Origin of the sequence: Bradyrhizobium sp. CCGUVB4N (assembly GCF_024199945.1) — a bacterium.
In the GTDB taxonomy this organism is placed as follows: domain Bacteria; phylum Pseudomonadota; class Alphaproteobacteria; order Rhizobiales; family Xanthobacteraceae; genus Bradyrhizobium.
Genome location: NZ_JANADP010000001.1, coordinates 8,126,741 through 8,145,324, shown reverse-complemented (window position 1 = coordinate 8,145,324; position 18,584 = coordinate 8,126,741). Strand labels below are relative to the sequence as shown.

The window sequence follows — 18,584 nt, the reverse complement described above, 5'->3', positions numbered from 1 at the left end:
ACAAAAAAAGGGCGCGCTTGCTGCGCGTCCCCTGTGGCCGAGAGCGCGTTGGTCTCCCTCGCGCGCGGGTGGGTCTTAGACCAGTTTTCGGGGCGGCGAAACCCCGAAAAACGCCCATCAACCGGCAATTTTAACGGGTTTCGGCCGTGCCTGCCAGCCACGGGCGAGATGCACGAGAAGCGAGGCCGCAACGCTCGTTCCGCCGATCCAGCCAAGGTCGTTTGGCGAGAGGGTGGCCAGCACGGCCCCGCCCAGGGCGCCGCCGATGGCGAAGCCGAGATACATGGCGGAGGCGTTGAGCGAGAGCGCGATCATCGAGGCCTGCGGCTCGATCCGGATAATGCTTGCGATCTGGGCCGGATAGAACGCCCAACCCGAAAGGCCCCAGAGGAAGATCGCCCCAAGCACTGCGTAATGCGCCTGTCCGGGCAGGAGCTTCAGGACCAGCGAATGCAGGATCAGCGCGCTCGCCATGCCGGCGAGCCCGAGCGCCGCGGTGGCCATCGTGCCGAGCCGGTCGGCCAGGACGCCGCCAAGCATGTTTCCGATCGCGGCTGCGCCGCCAAACACCAGCAGGGCAAGGCTGATCTGCGAAGCGTCGAAGCCGAGGCCGCGCAGCGGGACCGCGAAATAGGTGAACACGGTGAAGCCGCCCAGCGCCCATAAAATCGTGATCAGAAGCGCGATCACGACATTGCTGTGACGCGCCACCGCAAGCCTTTCGCTGAGCGAGGCCGTGTTGCGCGGCAGCCCGCGAGGCAGGCCGAGCAGAAGGCCGGCGAGTGCAACGGCGCCGATCATTGCGACCATGGCGAAAGTCGCGCGCCAGCCGAACCAGCTGCCGACGAGATTGCCGAGGGGCACGCCGATGACGGTCGCGACGGTGAGGCCCGAGGTGACGAGCGCCACCGCGCGGCCGCGCCGTTCCGGCGAGGCGACCGCCACGGACACCGCCAGCGCCGTCGGCATGCACAGCCCGGAACCCAGCGCCATCAGCATGCGAGAGGCCAGCAGCACAGCGTAATTGGAGGCGACCATTGCGGCGAGGTTTCCGGCGATGAAGGTCAAGAGCGCGAGCGCCAGCACGGTGCGGCGGTCGATATTGTTCAGCGTCACCGCCAGGATCGGCGAGCCCACGGCGTAGGTGAGGGCGTAGGCGGTGACCAATTGGCCGGCGGCCGAGACCGAAATCGAGAGGTCGCTGGCGATCGACGGCAAAAGCCCAGCAATCACAAAGCCTTCGGTGCCAATCGCAAAGGCCCCCAGGGCCAGCCAGAACACGCTCATTGCTAACATTCCCTATGTTCAATGTTTATTGAACTATCGAAGATGACGATTCAGGAGTCAATTGGTTCAAGAACTATTGAACATTGCGACCGCATCGCTATGATTCCCGGATCATGAGCCGCACGCCCCCCCACCCCACCCGCGAGCAGATCGAGCTGCCGCTGGTTCTGGATTGTCTGAGCGATCCGATCCGGTTGGCGATCGTGTATCAGCTCGCCCAGCAGGAACGTGTCAGCAGCGAGCTTTGCTGTGGCGACTTCAACGGCCTCTCCGGCAAGTCGAACCTCACCTATCACTTCGCAAAGCTGCGCGATTGCGGGCTGATGCAGACGCGAATCGCGGGCACCAACCGCTTCATGCGGCTGCGTCGCGAGGATCTCGAGGCACGCTTTCCCGGCCTGCTTGACGCCGTGCTCAAGTCAGCGGCGAAGGATGCGGACAGGCTTGAGCTGATTGCGACGTGCGAAGTCGTGAAGGTGGATTGAAGTCTTTGGGCGGACAGTCCGTCTTCGCCATCGCTTCGCTCCGGCTACGCCGGACACGCTTCGCCCCTGCGGGCCTTGCGTGGCTGCGCCACGCGTAGCCCCGCAGGGGCGAAGCGTGGAGACCCGGCCTGGATTTGAACCAGGATGAAGAGCAATGCACTGCTCTCGCGTAGACGCTTCCGCCACCGGGCCGCGGCGATCATGTCCGATCGAGCTGCGACAAGCCACCTCAGCCAAGTGTTATGCTTAACGCACCAAAGGCGGCCGCGCGATGAAGGTCATGCGCCAGCGATTATGGCCGATATTGGTGTTGGCGCGCTGGCTTGCGAAGCCCGCGGCCTTCAGCTTGGCCGCGATCTCGTCCTCGCTGTAGCGCTTGAGCCCGATGCGCGTGCGCAGATGACGGTAATCTGACAGCGCGGTGCTGACGAGCCCGATCAGCGCGTCCTTGAGGAAGCCGTGACGCAGGCCGAAGGAGAGTAGCGCCGTGACGTCGCGGCCCATGCCGACATGGGGCTGCAGGATATCGCCGAGCACGAGCTTGCCGGACGGCTTCAGGATACGCCTGACATTGATGAGTGCGGCATCGAGCTCCTCCGCCGTCATGTATTGCGCAACCGAGTTCATCACGACGAGATCGATGGACTGGTCCTGCATCTTGCGGACGTCGTCGAGTGACCGAACACGGATTTTTGTATTCGGCGCAAACCGCGCGATCAGCCGGCCGCGCACGCCGGGCGCGGGTTCGGCCAGGATCAGCTGGCCGCAGGCCGCCGCCACCTGGCTCGCCGACAGCGCCTCGCCGCAGGCATAATCCAGCACGGTCGCGTCGGGCGAGGTGATGTAGCTGATGATGTCCCGCGCGATGATCTGGAAGTGCAAATCGCGATGCAGCTTGCTGACATAGATCGTATGCGTCGAGTCGTAATAATCGATCCAATCGTCCATGGTATCCCGCCCGGCGGTTCCTAGATAGGAACCGCGCTGCCCGCCTTGCGTTAGGGGTGCGACGGCGCGCCGTCAATGTCCGCGTCCTAACAGGAAGGTTTCCCGTGAGCAAAGCCCCCAGCAAGGTCTCGCCCGACCTCGACACCCCCACCGATCTGCAGCCCGAGGCGGTCAACAAGGTCTCGGAGGCGCTCAACGTGCTTCTGGCCGACGCGTTCGCGCTGTATCTCAAGACCAAGAATTTCCACTGGCACATCAGCGGCCGGCATTTCCGCGATTATCACCTGCTGCTCGACGAGCAGTCGGACCAGATTTTTGCCACCACCGACCAGCTCGCCGAGCGCGTCCGCAAGATCGGCGGCACCACGGTGAAGTCGATCGGCCAGATCGCAAAGCTCCAGACCATCAAGGACAACAACGAGGACTACGTCCCGCCGCGCGAAATGCTGCGCGAGCTCATGCAGGACAACAAGCATGTCGCGGCCGCAATGCGCAAAGCGCACGAGGTCTGCGACGACGCCGGCGACGTCGCCAGCGCCAGCATCCTCGAGAACTTCATCGACGAGACTGAGCGCCGGACCTGGTTCCTGTTCGAAGCCACCCGCCAGGAAGGCGGCAACGAGGCTTAAGCCGAACCTCCGTAGGGTGGGCAAAGCGAAGCGTGCCCACGTCTCGTATCAATCATTGAGAGATCGTGGGCACGGCGCAAATGCGCCTTTGCCCACCCTACGGCACCGTCGCCGGTAACTACCGCCACAACCGCATCAACGCGCCGTGCTTGCCCGTGACCGGATCGGCCGGCGGACGTGCGACGTTCGGAATCGTCTTCAACGCCTTGGCGTGGTTCTCTGGCGTGGCCCGCGTGACCTTCATCCGCGAGCCCGGCGGATAGGCGCCGATCACGCAGAAATCGTCGCTCGCATTGATGCGCTGATGTCCCGTGCCAGCCGGCAGGATCGCGACATCGCCGGCCTTGATGTCCAGCTCCTGGCCGTGATCGCCGCCGAAGCGAACGCGGGCATGGCCGCGCGCGACGCCGAGCACCTCATGCACCGTCGCGTGGTAGTGCAGGTAATCGTAGACGCCGTTGCGCCAGGTGCCGCCCCAATTGTTGGTTTCGAACAGGTTTTCGATGGTCTCCTCGGGGTGCTTCAGATCGAGAGCCACCGCGCCCTGGTAAACCAGGAAGGGGAGGATGTTGTTCGGCACCAGCCCGTCATCCCTAAAGACGATGGCGAGCGGCTCAGCATAGTCGCGGACGACGGACATGGCAGGGCTCCTGCGCGAGCGTAGCAGGTTCAACGAGAGAAATTCGGTGGTGTTCCCAGTTCTCGGAACAACAAAAAAGGCCCGGGACGAGCCCGGGCCTGAATGTCACGAAGCAATGTCGAGCGCGCCTTACGCGCTCTTCTTCTGCCGCATCAGATCGGCAAAGCGCTGGAATAGGTAGTGCGAGTCGCGCGGACCCGGCGACGCCTCGGGATGGTACTGCACCGAGAACACCGGCCTGCCGTCGAGCTGGATGCCGCAATTGGATCCGTCGAACAGCGAGATATGGGTCTGCGTTGCGCCCTTCGGCAGCGTGTTCTCGTCCACCGCAAAACCGTGGTTCATCGAGGTGATCTCGACCTTGCCGGTGGTCTCGTCCTTCACGGGATGATTGGCGCCGTGATGGCCCTGATGCATCTTCTTGGTCTTCGCGCCGACGGCGAGGCCGAGCATCTGGTGACCGAGACAAATTCCGAAGGTCGGCGTCCCCGACTTGATTACGTCCTGGATCACGGGCACCGCGTATTTCCCGGTCGCGGCCGGATCGCCCGGGCCGTTCGACAGAAACACGCCGTCCGGCTTCATCGCCAGAATGTCTTCGGACGAGGTCGTTGCCGGCACCACCGTCACCTTGCAGCCGACGCCGGCGAGCAGGCGCAGGATGTTGCGCTTGATGCCGTAGTCGATGGCGACGACGTTGAATTCAGGGTTGTCCTGCCGGCCAAAACCCTTGTCCCACAGCCACGGCGTCTCGTCCCAGGTGAAGCGCTGGCCCGAGGTGACCATCGGCACGAGGTCCATGCCCTCGAGGCCGGGCCATTCGCGCGCTTCTTCCTTCAGGCCATGGAGATCGAACTCGCCGTCCTTGGCGTGCGCGATCACGGCGTTGGGCATGCCCTTCGAACGGATCAGCGCGGTCAGCGCGCGGGTGTCGATGCCGGAGAGGCCGATGATGCCACGCGCCTTCAGCCACTGGTCGAGGTGCTTGGTGGCGCGGTAATTCGAGGGATCGGTGATCGCGGTGCGCAGGATCACGCCGCGCGCGCCGGGCGTCGCGGCCATGTTCACCGTCTCGATGTCTTCGTCGTTGGTGCCGACGTTGCCGATATGCGGGAAGGTGAAGGTGATGAGCTGCCCGGCATAGGAGGGATCGGTGAGGATCTCTTCATAGCCGGTCATCGCGGTGTTGAAGCAGACTTCACCGACGGCCTGGCCTTCGGCGCCGAGACCAAAGCCTTCGAGCACCGTGCCATCGGCGAGCACAAGGAGCGCGGTCGGTTTATGGTCCGGCCAAGCGTTATCGTTTTCATGTTGTGTCATGAGCCCGCTTCATAAGCCCCCGAAGCGTGTCCGTCAAAGCGGGAAACGGCGGATTCACATGCGTTTTTGCATATTTGACAGGTCCCCTCAGGCACTTAAGCTTGGCGGAATAATTTCCGGCAAATTCCTGGGCTTGCGAGGCAATAATGGACCAGACCACCCCGCTTCTACTGGTTCCGGGGCTGGCTTCCTCGGCCCGCATCTATGCGCCCGTGATCCCCGCGCTCTGGCGCTTTGGCCCCGTGATGGTTGCCAACCATATCCGCGACGACAGCATGGCGGCGATCGCCGCCCGCGTGCTGAGCGAGGCCCCGCCGCGCTTCGCGCTCGCGGGCCATTCGATGGGCGGCTACATCGCGCTGGAGATCATGCGCCAGGCCCCCGAACGGGTGGCGAAGCTCGCCTTGATCAACACCCAGGCGCGGCCTGATACGCCGGAGGCGACCGCGCGCCGTCGTGGCCTGATGGAGCGCGCCAAGCGCGGCGAGTTGCGCGCCGCGCGCGAGGAGATGTTTCCGGAATTGGTGCATCCTTCGCGCCACAACGATCTCAGCCTACGTCAACTCGTGCATGAGCAGGGCGACGACGTCGGTGTCGAAGGCTATCTGCGCCAGCAGACCGCGATCATCGCACGGGTGGATTCACGCCCCACACTGGCGGCGATCAGATGCCCGACGCTGGTGCTGACGGGCGATGAGGACAACACCATTCCCAACGCCTTCTCGAAGGAGATGGCGGAGGGCATTGCCGGCGCGAAGCTGGTCGTTCTGGCCAATTGCGGACATCTGCCGCAGCCGGAGCAGCCCGAGGCGACCACGCGGGCGCTGGCCGAATGGCTGGGAACTCCGGTTGTGTCAGGGGCGCGAACGGCCTAGATCAGGCGTCGGATACTCGAAGGGATCACCATCATGCTGCGCGACGACATCAACAATGCGGTCAAGGAGGCCATGAAGGCCAAGGACGAGCGCAAGCTGTCCACGCTGCGCATGGTCAATTCGACCATCAAGAATGCCGATATCGAAGCGCGCGGCAACGGCAAGCCGCCGCTGTCGGACGCCGATTTGCTCGGCGTCTTCCAGAAGATGATCAAGCAGCGCCAGGAGTCGGTCGAGCTCTACGACAAGGGCGGCCGCGCCGAGCTCGCAGCCCAGGAGCGCGACGAGATCGCGGTCATCTCGGCGTACTTGCCGAAGCAGATGTCGGACGACGAGGTGAAGAAGGCGATTGCGGGCGCCATCACCGAAACCGGTGCCGCCGGCATGAAGGACATGGGCAAGGTGATCGCCGCGTTGCGCGCGAAGTACGCCGGCCAGATGGACTTTGGCAAGGCATCTGGTCTCGTGAAGTCGGCACTGTCGGGCTAGCCTCTTACCCTCCCCTGGAGGGGTCCGAGACGAGCGGAGCTCGCTCGTGGGTCGATCGCGCGAAGCGCGAGCGGGGTGGGGTGATCTCTCCACTCGGGTACCGCTCGTGTGGAAAGATCACCCCACCTCGGTTCGCATTGCGCTTCGCTCCATGCGAACCGATCCTCCCCCTCCAGGGGAGGATGGACGCCTTTGTTGTTGTGGCGATCCGGTCTACTCTCTCCCGACAGAAACAATCGGGAGGCAACCGATGACCGCCATCAGACCGTTTCGCATCGCGATCAACGACGACATCCTCGCCGACCTCAAATCACGTCTCGCCCGCACGCGCTGGCCGGAAGCGGAACTGGTAGATGATTGGAGCCAGGGCGCGCCGCTGAAATGGATCCGGGAGATCTGCGCCTATTGGGCGGATGGCTACGACTGGCGGGCGCGCGAAGCAAAACTCAACCGCTTCGATCAGTTCACCACCGAGATCGACGGGCTCGACATCCACTTCCTGCATGCCCGCTCGAAAGAGCCGGCCGCGCTGCCGCTGATCATCACCCATGGCTGGCCCGGCTCGATCGTCGAATTCCAGAAGGTGATCGCGCCGCTGACCGATCCCGCCGCGCATGGCGGCAATCCGGCGGATGCCTTCCATGTGGTCTGCCCCTCGCTGCCGGGCTTCGGCTTCTCGGCCAAACCCAAAACCACCGGCTGGGGCGTCGACCGCATCGCGGCGACCTGGGCGAAGTTGATGGACCGGTTGGGTTACGCGCGTTACGGCGCGCAAGGCGGCGACTGGGGCTCGGCGGTGACGACCTCGCTCGGCGCGCAGGACGCGGAGCATTGCGCCGGCATCCACATCACGCTCGCCTTCAACGCCGCGCCGAAGGTCGAGGGTGAGCCGACGGCGGAAGAGAAGCGCGCGCTTGCGGGGCTCAAGCATTACGTCGATCTCGACTCCGGCTATTCCAAGCAGCAATCGACGCGGCCGCAGACGCTGGGCTACGGCTTGACGGATTCGCCGAGTGGGCAGGCGGCCTGGATCCTGGAGAAATTCTGGGCCTGGACCGATTGCGACGGCCACCCCGAAAACATCTTTGACAAGGACGAGCTGCTCGACAACGTCATGCTCTACTGGACAACGGAGACGGCGACTTCCTCGGCGCGGCTCTATTGGGAGAGCTTTGGCAGGCGCCGGACGACGCCGGCCGTGAAGGTGCCGACCGGTGTTGCGGTGTTCCCCAAGGAGATCATCACGCCGGTGCGGCGCTGGATGGAGCCGAATTTTTCCAACATCACCCACTGGAGCGAGATGGACAAGGGTGGGCATTTCGCCGCATTCGAGCAGCCGGAGCTGTTCGTGCGCGATGTCCGCAAGTTCTTCGCGACCGTGCGGTAGGATCAAGCCCATGCTCACGGAAGCCGCAACCTACGACGAACTCATCCGCAACTTCCGCTGGGACATCCCGGCGCGCTTCAACATGGCGGAGGCGTGCTGCGATCGTCATGCCGACGGCAGCGGTCGTCTCGCGCTGGTCTATGTCGACGAGAACGGCGCCACCACACGCACCTCCTTCGACGAGGTCGCGGAGATGTCGCGCCGTTTCGCCAATGTGCTGACGGCGGACGGGCTCACGCGCGGCGACCGCGTTGCGGTGTTCCTGTCGCAATCGCTGGAGCTGCCGATCGTGCATATGGCGGCGTTCCGCGCCGGCCTGATCTCGATTCCGCTCTTCGCGCTGTTCGGTGAGGACGCGCTGGAATTCCGCCTGGCGAATTCGCAAGCGAAGGCGATCATCACTGATGAGGCGGGCTGGGACAAGCTCACGAAGATCCGCGATCGGCTGCCCTATTTGCAGGACATCTATGTCACGAGCGGCGCCGTCCACGCCGGCGCAAAGCCGTTCTGGTCGGCGATCGAAACCGCGTCCGAGGACTTCGCGACCGTCGACACCTCCCCCGATGATCCCGCACTGATCATCTACACCTCCGGCACGACAGGTAATCCGAAGGGCGCATTGCATGCGCATCGCGTCGTGCTCGGCCATCTCCCGAATGTCGAGATGTGCCACAACTTCCTGCCGCGGCCCGGCGACCTGATGTGGACGCCGGCGGACTGGGCCTGGATCGGCGGTCTCGTCAACGGCCTGTTCGCGTTCTGGTATCACGGCATCCCGCTGGTCGGCCATCGGGCGCGAAAATTCGAGCCGCAGGCGGCGATGCAGATGATGGCCGATCTCGGCGTGCGCAACGTCTTCCTGCCGCCGACCGCGCTGAAGCTGATGCGGCAGGCCGGCGTGAAACATGCGGGCGTCAAGCTGCGCAGCATTTTTACCGGCGGCGAATCGCTCGGCGGTGAGTTGCTCGGCTGGGTGCGCGAGACCTTTGGCGTCGACGCCCATGAAGTGTTCGGCCAGACCGAGTGCAATCTGGTGATCGGCAACAACGCGAACCTGTTTCCGATCCGCCCGGGCTCGATGGGCAAGGCGACGCCGGGTTTTGATGTCCGTATCGTCAATGACAAGGGCGAGGAGCAGCCACACGGGCAGCGCGGCATCATCGGCGTGCGCCAGCCATGCCCCGTGACCATGCTCGAATACTGGCGCAATCCCGAGGCGACGGCGAAGAAATATGCCGGCGCGTTTCTGCTCACCGGCGATCTCGGCGTGCAGGACGAAGACGGCTATTTCTGGTACGTCAGCCGCGAGGACGACGTCATCACCACCGCCGGCTACCGCGTCGGCCCGTCCGAGATCGAGCACACGCTGATGAAGCATCCGTCGGTGGCGATGGCCGCCGTGGTCGGCATTCCCGATCCGATCCGGACGGAATCGATCAAGGCCTGGATCGTGCTGCGCCCGGGTTTTGTGGCGGGCGATACGCTCGCGCGCGAGATCCAGGAATTCGTGAAAGTGCAGCTTGCGGCGCATGAATATCCGCGCTTCGTCGAATTCGCCGAGACCTTGCCGATGACGGCGACCGGCAAGGTGCTGCGGCGTGAGCTGCGGGCGAGGGGGTAGCTTCCAGGAATGCCAAAGACGTCTCAAGCCGCGGGGCTGCACCGCGCCTCCCTTACCAAGCTGCACGATCTCGATGCGGCGCTGGAGCTGATGTATTACGGCTGGCGTGGGATGACGCTCGAGGCCGACGACTATCTCGCCAAGCAGGGCCTGTCGCGCTCGCACCATCGCATCCTCTACGTGGTGGCGCGTCAGCCCGACATCGCCATCGGATCGCTGATCGAAATCCTCGGCATTTCCAAGCAGGCCCTGAACCGGCCGCTCAATCTATTGCTGGAGCGCAAGCTCGTGACATCGCAGCGGTCGCCCGAGCAGCATCGCTCGAAGCTCTTGCGGCTGACCGAAGCCGGGAAACGTATCGAGCAGACCGCGTCGGGCCACGAACGCAAGGTGATGCGCGAGGCGTTTGATCGGGTCGGGACGCGAGGCGCGGCGGCATGGATGGCGGTCATGGAGACGATCGCCGACAACAACTGACAGGCCGTCAAGTCAATATAGTTGACATGAGCCGCGAGCTTTGCCACTTTCCCGGCAACGAACCGGGGGAGGGCCGCGTCATGGGCGCACAGACAATGGATCGTGCCGCCGCCGAACGCTTTGTCGCGGCGTGGTGCGCAAACTGGTGCAAGGTCGATATCGACGCCGTCGTCGCGCATTTCGCCGACGATGCGCAGATGCGCAGTCCTCTGGCGCTGTCGTTGACCGGTTCGCCAATTGTCACGGGTGCCGAGAATATCCGCGCCTATTGGCGTGAGGCCTATGGTCACATCCAAAGTGCGGACCTGAAGATTTTGGCCTGGAGCTGGGACGAGGCGATCAAGCGCCTCACGGTGTGGTGGCAGCTCGGCGATGTCAGAGCCAGCGAGTTCATGGATTTCGACGATGCGGGTCGCGTGATGCGCAGCGAAGCCTTCTACGGAAAATGATCATGCACCTCTCCGATTTTGTTCTGCTCCTCAACGCGCTCTGGTTCGGCGGCGCCTTCATCCAGTTCAGCATCGCGCAAGCCAACACGCTGAAGATCCTCCTGCCGCGCGAGGAGCGCGGCAATCCCATCGCGCCGACCTTGGCGGCCAGCGTGGCGTTTCTCGGCGGGATCAATCTGCCGATCGGCCTGCTCTCGCTGTATCTGCTGGCCGTGCGTCCACTCTTCTTCCAGCCGGTCGAGGCGCAGCTTGCGCTGTTCCTGTTCTTTGCGGCCTGCCACTTCAGCCAGTTCGCCTATAACCTTCCGGTGCTGATGCGCGGCGGCCGCGTCGGCGTGGCTTACTGGCCCGTGCTGAAAGGCCCGATGCTCAGGATCTTCGTCATCGATGCGGCGCTGTTCGCGGCCAATCTCGGCGTGGCGGTGCTGCTGGTGTCCCGCTAGCGCGTCGGCGCCGACAGGGCGGACCGCAGCATCGCGGCAAGATCCTGCCGCTTGAACGGCTTGGTCAGAATGCGGGCGTCGACCCCGTCGGGCGTCTTGACGGGATTTTGGCTATAGCCGGAGGTGAAGAGCACTTTGAGATCCGGCCTCAACGCGGTTGCCTGCCGCGCAAGCTCCGGTCCAAACATGCCGCCGGGCATCACGACGTCGGTGAACAACAGATGGATATCGCCGGGCTGGCGCAGCACGTCCAGCGCCGCCGGCCCGTTCGACGTCGCGATGACGCGATAGCCGAGCGTCCTCAGCTCGCTCTCGACATAGGCCCGCACCATGTCGTCGTCCTCGACCACGAGAACGGTCTCGCTTCCGTCGGGCGCGATGATCTGTTCTGCGGGAGCCGGGTCCTCGTTCAACACCGAGGCGATACGGGGGAAGAACAGCCTCACGACGCTGCCTTGCCCCGGCTCGGACTGCAACTGTACGAGTCCGCCGGACTGCTGCGCAAACCCGTAGACCATGCTCAGGCCGAGGCCGGTGCCCTTGCCGACCTCCTTGGTGGTGAAAAACGGCTCGAACGCGCGGCTGGCGACGTCGGCTTCCATACCGCTGCCGGTATCGGTCACGGCCACCATGACGTAGTCGCCGGGGCGCGGCTCGCCGTTGACGTCGAGGTCGGATGGGCCGAGCGAGTTGTTGCGTACCTCGACCGTCAATCTGCCGCCGTCGGGCATCGCATCGCGCGCGTTGAGCACGAGGTTGAGCAGGGCGGTTGCCAGCTGGCCGGGATCGACACTGGTCAGCCACAGATCCGTTCCGAACGCGAAGCTGCACTCGATGTGCTCGCCGAGCGACCGGCGCAACAGCTGCTCCATGCCGACGACTTTCTCGGCAATGTCGATCTCTCTTGGCCGAAGCGGCTGCTTGCGCGCGAAGGCGAGCAGGCTGCGTGTCAGGTCGGAGCCGCGCTCGGCGGCGGTCGCGATATCGCCGGCGATCCGCTGCAATTCCTTGTTGCCCGCCAGCCGGTCGGCCAGATGCTCGGAGTTGCCGAGAATGACGGTGAGGAGATTGTTGAAATCGTGCGCCACGCCGCCGGTGAGCTGGCCCATGGCCTCCATTTTCTGGGACTGGCTGAGCTTGTGGCTGAGGTCAGCGATGGCCGCGCGTTGCTGCTCCAGCGACTCGGCGGTGCCGTTGAGCAGGGCCATCAATCCACCAAGCTCGCCGCTCGGATGCGGCGGCGGAATGCGCGCGCTGAGATCGCCAAGCCCGAGCCGCTTTGCCATTGCGGCGAGCCGTCCGACCTGGCGCCCGACGCCGACGGTCGCAAGGATCCAGATGCCGGCGAGCAGCAGCAGCGAGGCCACCGCGAGGATCGCCATGTCTTCGTAGAGCCGGCGGTTCGCTGCCGCGACCAGTCCGTCCTTGGAGCGTCCGACCATGACATAGAGGCCGGCCTTGCGGATCGACGGCGAGCGCGCGACGGCCCAGACTTGCGTGCGGCCCTCGCGATCGGTCACCTCGCGGGACGCCTGACCATCGGGTGTTACAGCGAAGCGGAACAAGTCGGAACCGGCGATTGACGCGCCGACGGGCTCGCTCCAGTCACCTCCCCTCGGTGCGACCAGCACCGTGCCCTTGCTGTCGACGAACAGGATCTCCTTTTCGGCGAGCAAACGCTTGTCGTGAAATTCCGCGAATTTGTTCAGGTTGAACGAAGCCAGCAGCACGAATTTCAGCACGCCGGCATCGGATCGCACGGGGTAGGCGATCTGGAGCACCGATAGTCCGGTCAGGCGGCCGAACACCGGCTCCACCGCGACGACACCCTGCGAGACCTTCGCTTGCCTGAAATAGGCGCGATCGTTCAGGTCGAGCGTACGGTTGGTCCGGAGCGAGTCGCAGAACAGACTGCCATCGGGATCGATGGTCAAAATGCCGGTGAACTGCGGGTACTCTTCGCGCACATCGGACAGGAACGCAGAGCATGCCGCCTTGTCGCGCGTGTCGAGGTCGCGGGCACGGGCGAGGCCGTAATGAAGCTGAGCGGTGCCCTGAATCTTCTCTTCCAGATCGCTTGCAATATCGTCGGCGGACGCGGCCAGATTGGCCAGGGCCGCGTTGATCTCGCTGGTGCGATTCTGCACGAAGCGCAAGCCAACGAGGCATGCCGGCACCAGCATGGCCGCGATGACGAGGATCAGTAACCGGGTACGCAGGCTCATCGGTGGGGGCGGGTCCGCTCTTCGCGCGTATTTGTTTGGAGGTACAATCTGCGGCACGATCGTCTGCGCAGTCCATAGCCATCGGCTGGAAAATCGTACCGATGGTCAAGATTTCGCTGCGCGTGCATTGCCGCGTCGCCACAATCATCCCGTTATCGGGCGTCAAGTTGCGTGTGTACGCAGCGGCGCTAATATCGCGGTTTGAGCGCAACGGAAGATCGCGCTTCTGCGGAGGGAGCTGATGTCCATCTCGGGCAAGGTCGATCCAGTGGTGCGTCCCGTTGCGGCGACCGACATTGCCGAGGCGCTGGTCGAGGGCCTGCGCGATTTCCAGGCGCTGCCGCTTTACGGACTTTGCTTCGGCGCGCTTTATGCTGCCGGCGGCATCTCCATCATGCTCTGCCTCACCGCCTTCGGCATGATCTATCTGGTTTATCCCTTGGCCGCCGGCTTTGCGCTGATCGGGCCATTCGTGGCGATCGGGCTCTATGAGGTGAGCCGCCGCCGCGAGCGCGGCGAGCCGATCTCCTTCGGCGCGATCTGGTCGGCGATACGCTCGCGCAGCGAGATCGGCTGGATGGCCTTCGTCACGCTGTTCGTGTTCGTGATCTGGATGTACCAGGTCCGGCTTCTGATCGCGCTGCTGCTCGGCCTGCACGCCTCGTTCTCGAGCCTGCAGGAATTCATGACAGTGGTGCTGACCACGAACGAGGGCCTGCTGTTCCTGGCGATCGGCAACGCGGTGGGGGCGGCGCTGTCGCTGATTCTGTTTTCGTTGACCGTCGTGTCATTTCCGCTGCTGCTCGATCGCGAGGTCGATTTCGTCACGGCCATGGTGACGAGTGTGCGCGCGGTGGTGACCAGCCCGCTGCCGATGATCGGCTGGGCGGCGGTGATCGTGATGCTGTTGATCGTCTCGGCGCTGCCGTATTTTCTCGGGTTGGTGGTGACGCTGCCCGTGCTCGGGCATGCGACGTGGCATCTTTATCGGCGGCTGGTCGTGCCGGTGCCGTAACCTCGGTGTCGTCCCGGCGAAGGCCGGGACCCATACCGCGGGATCTATCGATTGCGAACGGTCGGGGTACCGAACCACGAGTGTCTGCTAAACTCAATCTTGTGGTTATGGGTCCCGGCCTTCGCCGGGACGACAGCGGAAGTTGGTGCTACGGCGTCTTGATCCCCATCGCCTTCAGCGCATCCAGCATCCGCTGTGGCGGGCCCATCTTGACCACCAGCGGCTTGCCGGTCTCGAGCAGGCTCTTGAGGCTGGACAGGATCGCGGGCCAGCCCGAGCGACCGCCGGCGAGAATATCATCGCTGAGCGGACGATCGTGGCCTTCGCTCATGGTGAGCCGCACCGCGTCGCCGGCCTGCTCGATCTCGTAGGTGACGAGAGTCGGTCCCAACTTCTCGATCAGCTCGGGCCAGTTGACGTTGAATGTCACGGCGAGCTTGCGGGGCGGATCGTAGGCGAGCACCTCGCCGCTGATATGCAGCGCGCCGTCAGGCGTGCGTACGATGAATGTGCCGCCGAGCCGCGGCTCGACCTCCACGGCATTGCCGAAGAAGTATTGCTTGCTGAACTCAGCCGAGGTCAGCGCTTCCCACACCTTTTCCGGCGTCGCTGCGATGTAGATGGTGTAGACCGTCTGCGGCTTGAATTGATCGAGATTCATTTTGCGTCGAACCCCTTGTTGAGCGCCGCGCGCGGAATGCCGAGCAGTTTGCCGGTCTCGAGCAGGCTCTTGAGCTGGGACAGGATCGCCGGCCAGCCGTTGGAAACCGCGCCGAGATATTTTCCACCCTCGACGAAGCCGTCATGCAACACGGTCAAACGCACGAGCGAGCCAAATGGTTCGAGCGTGAACACGACGCGCGAGATCGGCTCGCCGCGCAGTTCCTCGTATTTCAGGTGCTTGAAGCTGTAGGACAGGCGGCGCGGCGGATCGGCCTCGAGGATTTCGCCGGAATCGGTGACCTCGCCGTCCAGCGTCAACGCGAAGGGCGAGCCGATCGTCCAGTCGGACCGAACCTCGGCGCCGAACCAGTATTGCCGGGTGAACGCGCTCGACGTCAGCGCCTCCCACAGCTTTTCCGGCGTGGTCTCGATGTAGGTGACATAGACGAATTGCGGCTTACTCATCACGCTTCTCCAACTGTCGTTTCAACTCGCTGAGTGCGGCGAGCTTGCCGCGCTCGAATTTCCGGATCCAGCGCTCGCCGATCTGATGGATCGGCAAGGGATTGAGATAATGCAGCTTCTCGCGGCCATGCTTGATGGTCGTGACGAGATTGGCCTCTTCCAGGATGACCAGGTGTTTTGTCACCGCCTGGCGCGTCATCTCCAGGCCTTCGCAAAGCTCATTCAAGGTCTGGCCGTTCCTGGCGTGAAGCCTGTCCAGCAGCGACCGTCGCGACGCATCGGCGAGCGCTTTGAAGACCTCATCCATGGCGACGATAATAGGCAACCAAATGGTTGCATGTCAAGATGATGTCTTTGGCGCGCGCGAGCGGCTGTGCTAGCCTTGAATCTCAGCCAACGCAGATTGGTTCCGGGAGGACTTTGATGTTCCGTTGCGTCCTGACTGCTGCCGCCCTCGTCCTTTTCGCCGGCAGCACTTTTGTTCACGCCCAGAAGCAGACCATCGGTGCGCCGCCTGAGGCGTCCAACATGAAGCTGGTGGGCACCAACGATTTGCAGGCGCGCAGCGCCTATCAGCCGACCATCCATCACCAGGGCGATCGCTGGATCGCCTATATCGGCCACCACGGCGGCACCGATGACGTGCCGGCGCCCGTCAATCCGATGACAGGCCAGGCGGAGCCGAACGGGACCTCGATCGTCGACGTCACCGATCCCGCGCATCCCAAATATCTCAGGCATCTGCCGGGGCAGGAGGGCAAGTATGAATCCGGTGGCGCGCAGATGGTGCGCGTGTGCGACGGCAAGACCTTGCCGAAGGGCGATCCCAATGCGGTCTACATGCTGCGCACCTTTGGCAGTGAGGCGCATGAGATCTGGAATGTCGCCGATCCCGCCAATCCGGTGCTGATCACGCGCATCGGCGGACTGAAGGACACGCACAAGAACTGGTGGGAGTGCGACACCGGCATTGCCTATCTCGTCTCGGGCGCGCCGGACTGGCGCACGCGGCGCATGACACAGATCTATGATCTCTCCGATCCCGCCCATCCGCAGAAAATCCGCGACTTCGGTCTGCCCGGCCAGGAGCCCGGATCGACCGGCGCGGTGCCGACCGAGCTGCACGGCCCGATCTCGACCGGGCCCAATGGCAACCGCGTCTATTTCGGTTACGGCACCAACAAGGGCGGCATTTTGCAGATCGTCGATCGCGAGAAGCTTCTGACCGGGCCGAAGGAGCCGACGCCGGACAATCTGCGCTTTCCCGAGATCTCGCGGATGCCGATGTCCGCGTTCAACGGCGCACACACCACGTTTCCGATGCTCGACATGCCGGTCGCCGAATTCGCCGAGGACAAGGACGGCAAGACCCGCGACATCGTCATGATCGTCGACGAGGCGATCCTGAACGAATGCGGCGAGGCGCGTCAGATGGTGTGGTTCGCCGACGTCACCACCGAAGCGCGGCCGATGATGATCTCGAGCTACACCGTGCCGGAGGTGAGCGGGCAGTTCTGCCAGCGCGGCGGCCGCTTCGGCTCGCATTCCTCGAACGAGAGCATGGCGCCGGTCTACTACAAGAAGATGGCCTTCATCGCCTTCTTCAATGCCGGGGTGCGCGCGCTCGACATTCGCGATCCCTATCATCCCAAGGAAGTCGGCTATTTCATCCCGGCGATCACGCAGGCGACTGACAAGCGCTGCATTCCCGTCGAAGGCGGCGAGCGTTGCAAGGTCGCGATCCAGACCAACAATGTTGAAACCGACGACCGTGGCTACATCTACATCGTCGACCGCGCCAACACCGGCCTGCATATCCTGGAGCTGACCGGGCCGGCACGCGCCGTCGCCGGCCTGCCGAAGAACTGACGATGCGGCGCGCGGCGACGATCGCGCTCGTGCTTGCCGCGCTCGGCGCATCCGGCGTCGGGGCCTATCAGCTGGCGCCGTCGCCCGCGCCGGGATTAGCGCATTGGCGCGAACTCGGCTGGCCATTCCCGCGCGACGGCTGGCCCGCGGGCCGTGCCTTTCGCTGCGAGGGCGGTGGCTGCGACGGCGCCGAGCTCTATATCCGCGCCAAGCGCGGCTTCTGCAATTGCAACCGCGGCGTCGCCGATGACGACGAGGTCGATCGCGTTGCCGATATCGATCTGATCACCCCACGCTTTGCGGCGACCGCGCCGGGCGAGGTGGTGCGTGTCGGCGAGATGCACGGTCGTGCGCGGCGCTATGATCTCGCGATCTCCGACGGTGCAAGCCACGCCGCGGTCGGCGTTGCACTCTCGCGCCGCTGCGATCTCTTCGTCGCGGCGGCGCAGGGGCGGGGCGACGCCAGCGCGATGCAGCATGCGGCGCTCGCATTCCTGGAGACACAGCAGATGAAAACGTGGGTGACGGCGGCGCTGGACGGAAAGTAAGTGCCATGCATTAATACCCACAAACGCCCCAAGCCGAGTCCCCCCATGATGTCCATGCAAGCCTATCTCGCCTTCGTCGCCGCCTGCATTGCGCTGGCGCTGCTGCCGGGACCGATCGTCACCCTCGTCATCGCCAATGGCCTGCGCTACGGCACGCGCTCGGCGCTGACCAACATTCTCGGCGTGCAGATAGGGCTGTTGATCGTGATCGGCGTCCTTGCGATCGGCCTCACCACGCTGATGGCGACGATGGGCTATTGGTTCAACTGGGTCCGCTTTGCAGGTGCGGCCTATCTGGTCTGGCTCGGCATCAAGCTGATCCGCTCTCCGGTCGAGGGCGTCTCCGCTGACGAGCCGCCGCCGCCCCCTCGCGGAGGCTTTCTGTTGCAGGGCTTTGTGGTCGCGCTGTCGAACCCGAAGCTGCTGGTGTTCTTCGGCGCGTTCATTCCGCAGTTCATGGACATGAGCAAGGACCACCTGTCGCAGGTCCTCGTGCTGGGAATCACCTTCATGGTGCTTGCCGGCTTGACCGACGGAATCTACGCGCTGCTTGCCGGTCAGGTCCGTGGCTTCTTCTCGGCGCGCCGCACCCGCATGGTGTCGCGCGTGTCCGGCGGCTTCATGATCGGCGGCGGCATCTGGCTGGCGCTGATCCGGGCCAAGTGAGCAAGACTTAAAGCAAGCGAGCCTTAAGCAAGCGAGCCTGCCGGTTGAACCTTCGTCCGCGGCTGTGCGTCCAAGGAGCATTG

General features: G+C 64.0%; 21 protein-coding genes and 1 tRNA gene. 13 read left to right on the top strand and 9 right to left on the bottom strand.

The features are described 5' to 3' along the window. Positions 1 to 117 precede the first annotated feature (117 nt). The gene (locus NLM31_RS37895) at positions 118 to 1,287 is read right to left on the bottom strand and encodes an MFS transporter (RefSeq protein ID WP_254195552.1); all 1,170 of its coding nucleotides are present in this window, start codon (positions 1,285 to 1,287) and stop codon (positions 118 to 120) included. A gap of 113 nt (positions 1,288 to 1,400) precedes the next feature. Here NLM31_RS37895 and NLM31_RS37890 point away from each other — a divergent pair, with 113 nt between their 5' ends. Then, positions 1,401 to 1,772: a helix-turn-helix transcriptional regulator gene (locus NLM31_RS37890; RefSeq protein WP_254195551.1), complete on the top strand. Its 372-nt coding sequence runs from the start codon at positions 1,401 to 1,403 to the stop codon at positions 1,770 to 1,772. 116 nt (positions 1,773 to 1,888) lie between these two features. Here the strand turns inward: NLM31_RS37890 and NLM31_RS37885 are convergent. Then, positions 1,889 to 1,964 (bottom strand) — tRNA-Ala (locus NLM31_RS37885). A gap of 54 nt (positions 1,965 to 2,018) precedes the next feature. Next, complete coding sequence (locus NLM31_RS37880) at positions 2,019 to 2,720, bottom strand: class I SAM-dependent methyltransferase (RefSeq protein ID WP_254195550.1); 702 nt, start codon at positions 2,718 to 2,720, stop codon at positions 2,019 to 2,021. 104 nt (positions 2,721 to 2,824) lie between these two features. On the opposite strand from NLM31_RS37880, the gene NLM31_RS37875 reads away from it, so the two are divergent. Beyond that, positions 2,825 to 3,349: a Dps family protein gene (locus tag NLM31_RS37875; RefSeq protein WP_254195549.1), complete on the top strand. Its 525-nt coding sequence runs from the start codon at positions 2,825 to 2,827 to the stop codon at positions 3,347 to 3,349. 118 nt (positions 3,350 to 3,467) lie between these two features. Here NLM31_RS37875 and NLM31_RS37870 read toward each other — a convergent pair whose 3' ends face one another. Both NLM31_RS37870 and carA read right to left on the bottom strand, forming a co-directional pair. Continuing rightward, complete coding sequence (locus tag NLM31_RS37870; RefSeq protein ID WP_254195548.1) at positions 3,468 to 3,989, bottom strand: cupin domain-containing protein; 522 nt, start codon at positions 3,987 to 3,989, stop codon at positions 3,468 to 3,470. 129 nt (positions 3,990 to 4,118) lie between these two features. After that, complete coding sequence (carA, locus tag NLM31_RS37865; RefSeq protein ID WP_254195547.1) at positions 4,119 to 5,309, bottom strand: glutamine-hydrolyzing carbamoyl-phosphate synthase small subunit; 1,191 nt, start codon at positions 5,307 to 5,309, stop codon at positions 4,119 to 4,121. A 146-nt stretch (positions 5,310 to 5,455) separates the two neighbouring features. Here carA and NLM31_RS37860 point away from each other — a divergent pair, with 146 nt between their 5' ends. The 7 genes from NLM31_RS37860 (at position 5,456) to NLM31_RS37830 (ending at position 11,050) form a co-directional block, all read left to right on the top strand. Beyond that, positions 5,456 to 6,184, top strand: a complete 729-nt coding sequence (locus NLM31_RS37860; RefSeq protein WP_254195546.1) for an alpha/beta fold hydrolase — start codon at positions 5,456 to 5,458, stop codon at positions 6,182 to 6,184. Between the two features lie 33 nt (positions 6,185 to 6,217). After that, positions 6,218 to 6,673, top strand: a complete 456-nt coding sequence (locus NLM31_RS37855; RefSeq protein WP_254195545.1) for a GatB/YqeY domain-containing protein — start codon at positions 6,218 to 6,220, stop codon at positions 6,671 to 6,673. Positions 6,674 to 6,923: 250 nt separating this feature from the next. After that, on the top strand, positions 6,924 to 8,060 hold the full coding sequence (locus tag NLM31_RS37850; RefSeq protein WP_254134290.1) for an epoxide hydrolase family protein: 1,137 nt from the start codon (positions 6,924 to 6,926) through the stop codon (positions 8,058 to 8,060). Positions 8,061 to 8,070: 10 nt separating this feature from the next. Further along, the gene (locus tag NLM31_RS37845; protein ID WP_254195544.1) at positions 8,071 to 9,681 is read left to right on the top strand and encodes an acyl-CoA synthetase; all 1,611 of its coding nucleotides are present in this window, start codon (positions 8,071 to 8,073) and stop codon (positions 9,679 to 9,681) included. A 9-nt stretch (positions 9,682 to 9,690) separates the two neighbouring features. Continuing rightward, the gene (locus NLM31_RS37840) at positions 9,691 to 10,158 is read left to right on the top strand and encodes a MarR family winged helix-turn-helix transcriptional regulator (RefSeq protein ID WP_254195543.1); all 468 of its coding nucleotides are present in this window, start codon (positions 9,691 to 9,693) and stop codon (positions 10,156 to 10,158) included. Between the two features lie 80 nt (positions 10,159 to 10,238). Then, entirely contained in the window at positions 10,239 to 10,607 is a 369-nt protein-coding gene (locus NLM31_RS37835; RefSeq protein WP_254195542.1) for a nuclear transport factor 2 family protein, read from the top strand. A gap of 2 nt (positions 10,608 to 10,609) precedes the next feature. Further along, on the top strand, positions 10,610 to 11,050 hold the full coding sequence (locus tag NLM31_RS37830; protein WP_254195541.1) for a hypothetical protein: 441 nt from the start codon (positions 10,610 to 10,612) through the stop codon (positions 11,048 to 11,050). Here the strand turns inward: NLM31_RS37830 and NLM31_RS37825 are convergent. Beyond that, positions 11,047 to 13,275, bottom strand: a complete 2,229-nt coding sequence (locus tag NLM31_RS37825) for an ATP-binding protein (protein WP_254195540.1) — start codon at positions 13,273 to 13,275, stop codon at positions 11,047 to 11,049. The two genes, NLM31_RS37830 and NLM31_RS37825, sit on opposite strands and share 4 nt — an antisense overlap. Positions 13,276 to 13,516: 241 nt before the next feature. Between NLM31_RS37825 and NLM31_RS37820 the strand changes: the two genes are divergently transcribed. Then, on the top strand, positions 13,517 to 14,290 hold the full coding sequence (locus NLM31_RS37820; protein ID WP_254195539.1) for a DUF2189 domain-containing protein: 774 nt from the start codon (positions 13,517 to 13,519) through the stop codon (positions 14,288 to 14,290). A 148-nt stretch (positions 14,291 to 14,438) separates the two neighbouring features. Here NLM31_RS37820 and NLM31_RS37815 read toward each other — a convergent pair whose 3' ends face one another. Genes NLM31_RS37815 through NLM31_RS37805 form a run of 3 tightly spaced genes read right to left on the bottom strand, consistent with a single transcriptional unit; the run spans position 14,439 to position 15,725 of the window. After that, a complete protein-coding gene (locus tag NLM31_RS37815; protein WP_254195538.1) occupies positions 14,439 to 14,951 on the bottom strand; it encodes an SRPBCC family protein in 513 nt (170 codons plus the stop codon). Beyond that, on the bottom strand, positions 14,948 to 15,418 hold the full coding sequence (locus NLM31_RS37810) for an SRPBCC family protein (RefSeq protein WP_254195537.1): 471 nt from the start codon (positions 15,416 to 15,418) through the stop codon (positions 14,948 to 14,950). The genes NLM31_RS37815 and NLM31_RS37810 overlap by 4 nt, the downstream gene beginning before the upstream one ends. After that, a complete protein-coding gene (locus tag NLM31_RS37805) occupies positions 15,411 to 15,725 on the bottom strand; it encodes a helix-turn-helix transcriptional regulator (protein ID WP_254195536.1) in 315 nt (104 codons plus the stop codon). Before NLM31_RS37805 ends, NLM31_RS37810 begins: the two co-directional genes overlap by 8 nt. 116 nt (positions 15,726 to 15,841) lie before the next feature. Here NLM31_RS37805 and NLM31_RS37800 point away from each other — a divergent pair, with 116 nt between their 5' ends. The 3 genes from NLM31_RS37800 to NLM31_RS37790 are packed head-to-tail and all read left to right on the top strand — an operon-like array spanning position 15,842 to position 18,501. Continuing rightward, on the top strand, positions 15,842 to 17,287 hold the full coding sequence (locus tag NLM31_RS37800) for an LVIVD repeat-containing protein (RefSeq protein ID WP_254195535.1): 1,446 nt from the start codon (positions 15,842 to 15,844) through the stop codon (positions 17,285 to 17,287). Between the two features lie 2 nt (positions 17,288 to 17,289). After that, positions 17,290 to 17,835, top strand: coding sequence for a hypothetical protein (locus NLM31_RS37795; RefSeq protein WP_254195534.1), 546 nt, complete (start codon positions 17,290 to 17,292; stop codon positions 17,833 to 17,835). A gap of 48 nt (positions 17,836 to 17,883) precedes the next feature. Beyond that, positions 17,884 to 18,501 carry a LysE family translocator gene (locus NLM31_RS37790; protein WP_254135539.1) on the top strand — a complete coding sequence of 206 codons (618 nt, stop codon included), beginning with the start codon at positions 17,884 to 17,886 and terminating at the stop codon, positions 18,499 to 18,501. Positions 18,502 to 18,584: the final 83 nt, after the last annotated feature.

Coding starts and splice junctions, on each gene's coding strand:
- NLM31_RS37895 (WP_254195552.1), bottom strand. CDS start 1,287: ATGAGCGTGTTCTGGCTGGCCCTGGGGGCCTTTGCGATTGGCACCGAA.
- NLM31_RS37890 (WP_254195551.1), top strand. CDS start 1,401: ATGAGCCGCACGCCCCCCCACCCCACCCGCGAGCAGATCGAGCTGCCG.
- NLM31_RS37880 (WP_254195550.1), bottom strand. CDS start 2,720: ATGGACGATTGGATCGATTATTACGACTCGACGCATACGATCTATGTC.
- NLM31_RS37870 (WP_254195548.1), bottom strand. CDS start 3,989: ATGTCCGTCGTCCGCGACTATGCTGAGCCGCTCGCCATCGTCTTTAGG.
- carA (WP_254195547.1), bottom strand. CDS start 5,309: ATGACACAACATGAAAACGATAACGCTTGGCCGGACCATAAACCGACC.
- NLM31_RS37860 (WP_254195546.1), top strand. CDS start 5,456: ATGGACCAGACCACCCCGCTTCTACTGGTTCCGGGGCTGGCTTCCTCG.
- NLM31_RS37855 (WP_254195545.1), top strand. CDS start 6,218: ATGCTGCGCGACGACATCAACAATGCGGTCAAGGAGGCCATGAAGGCC.
- NLM31_RS37850 (WP_254134290.1), top strand. CDS start 6,924: ATGACCGCCATCAGACCGTTTCGCATCGCGATCAACGACGACATCCTC.
- NLM31_RS37845 (WP_254195544.1), top strand. CDS start 8,071: ATGCTCACGGAAGCCGCAACCTACGACGAACTCATCCGCAACTTCCGC.
- NLM31_RS37840 (WP_254195543.1), top strand. CDS start 9,691: ATGCCAAAGACGTCTCAAGCCGCGGGGCTGCACCGCGCCTCCCTTACC.
- NLM31_RS37835 (WP_254195542.1), top strand. CDS start 10,239: ATGGGCGCACAGACAATGGATCGTGCCGCCGCCGAACGCTTTGTCGCG.
- NLM31_RS37830 (WP_254195541.1), top strand. CDS start 10,610: ATGCACCTCTCCGATTTTGTTCTGCTCCTCAACGCGCTCTGGTTCGGC.
- NLM31_RS37825 (WP_254195540.1), bottom strand. CDS start 13,275: ATGAGCCTGCGTACCCGGTTACTGATCCTCGTCATCGCGGCCATGCTG.
- NLM31_RS37820 (WP_254195539.1), top strand. CDS start 13,517: ATGTCCATCTCGGGCAAGGTCGATCCAGTGGTGCGTCCCGTTGCGGCG.
- NLM31_RS37815 (WP_254195538.1), bottom strand. CDS start 14,951: ATGAATCTCGATCAATTCAAGCCGCAGACGGTCTACACCATCTACATC.
- NLM31_RS37810 (WP_254195537.1), bottom strand. CDS start 15,418: ATGAGTAAGCCGCAATTCGTCTATGTCACCTACATCGAGACCACGCCG.
- NLM31_RS37805 (WP_254195536.1), bottom strand. CDS start 15,725: ATGGATGAGGTCTTCAAAGCGCTCGCCGATGCGTCGCGACGGTCGCTG.
- NLM31_RS37800 (WP_254195535.1), top strand. CDS start 15,842: ATGTTCCGTTGCGTCCTGACTGCTGCCGCCCTCGTCCTTTTCGCCGGC.
- NLM31_RS37795 (WP_254195534.1), top strand. CDS start 17,290: ATGCGGCGCGCGGCGACGATCGCGCTCGTGCTTGCCGCGCTCGGCGCA.
- NLM31_RS37790 (WP_254135539.1), top strand. CDS start 17,884: ATGTCCATGCAAGCCTATCTCGCCTTCGTCGCCGCCTGCATTGCGCTG.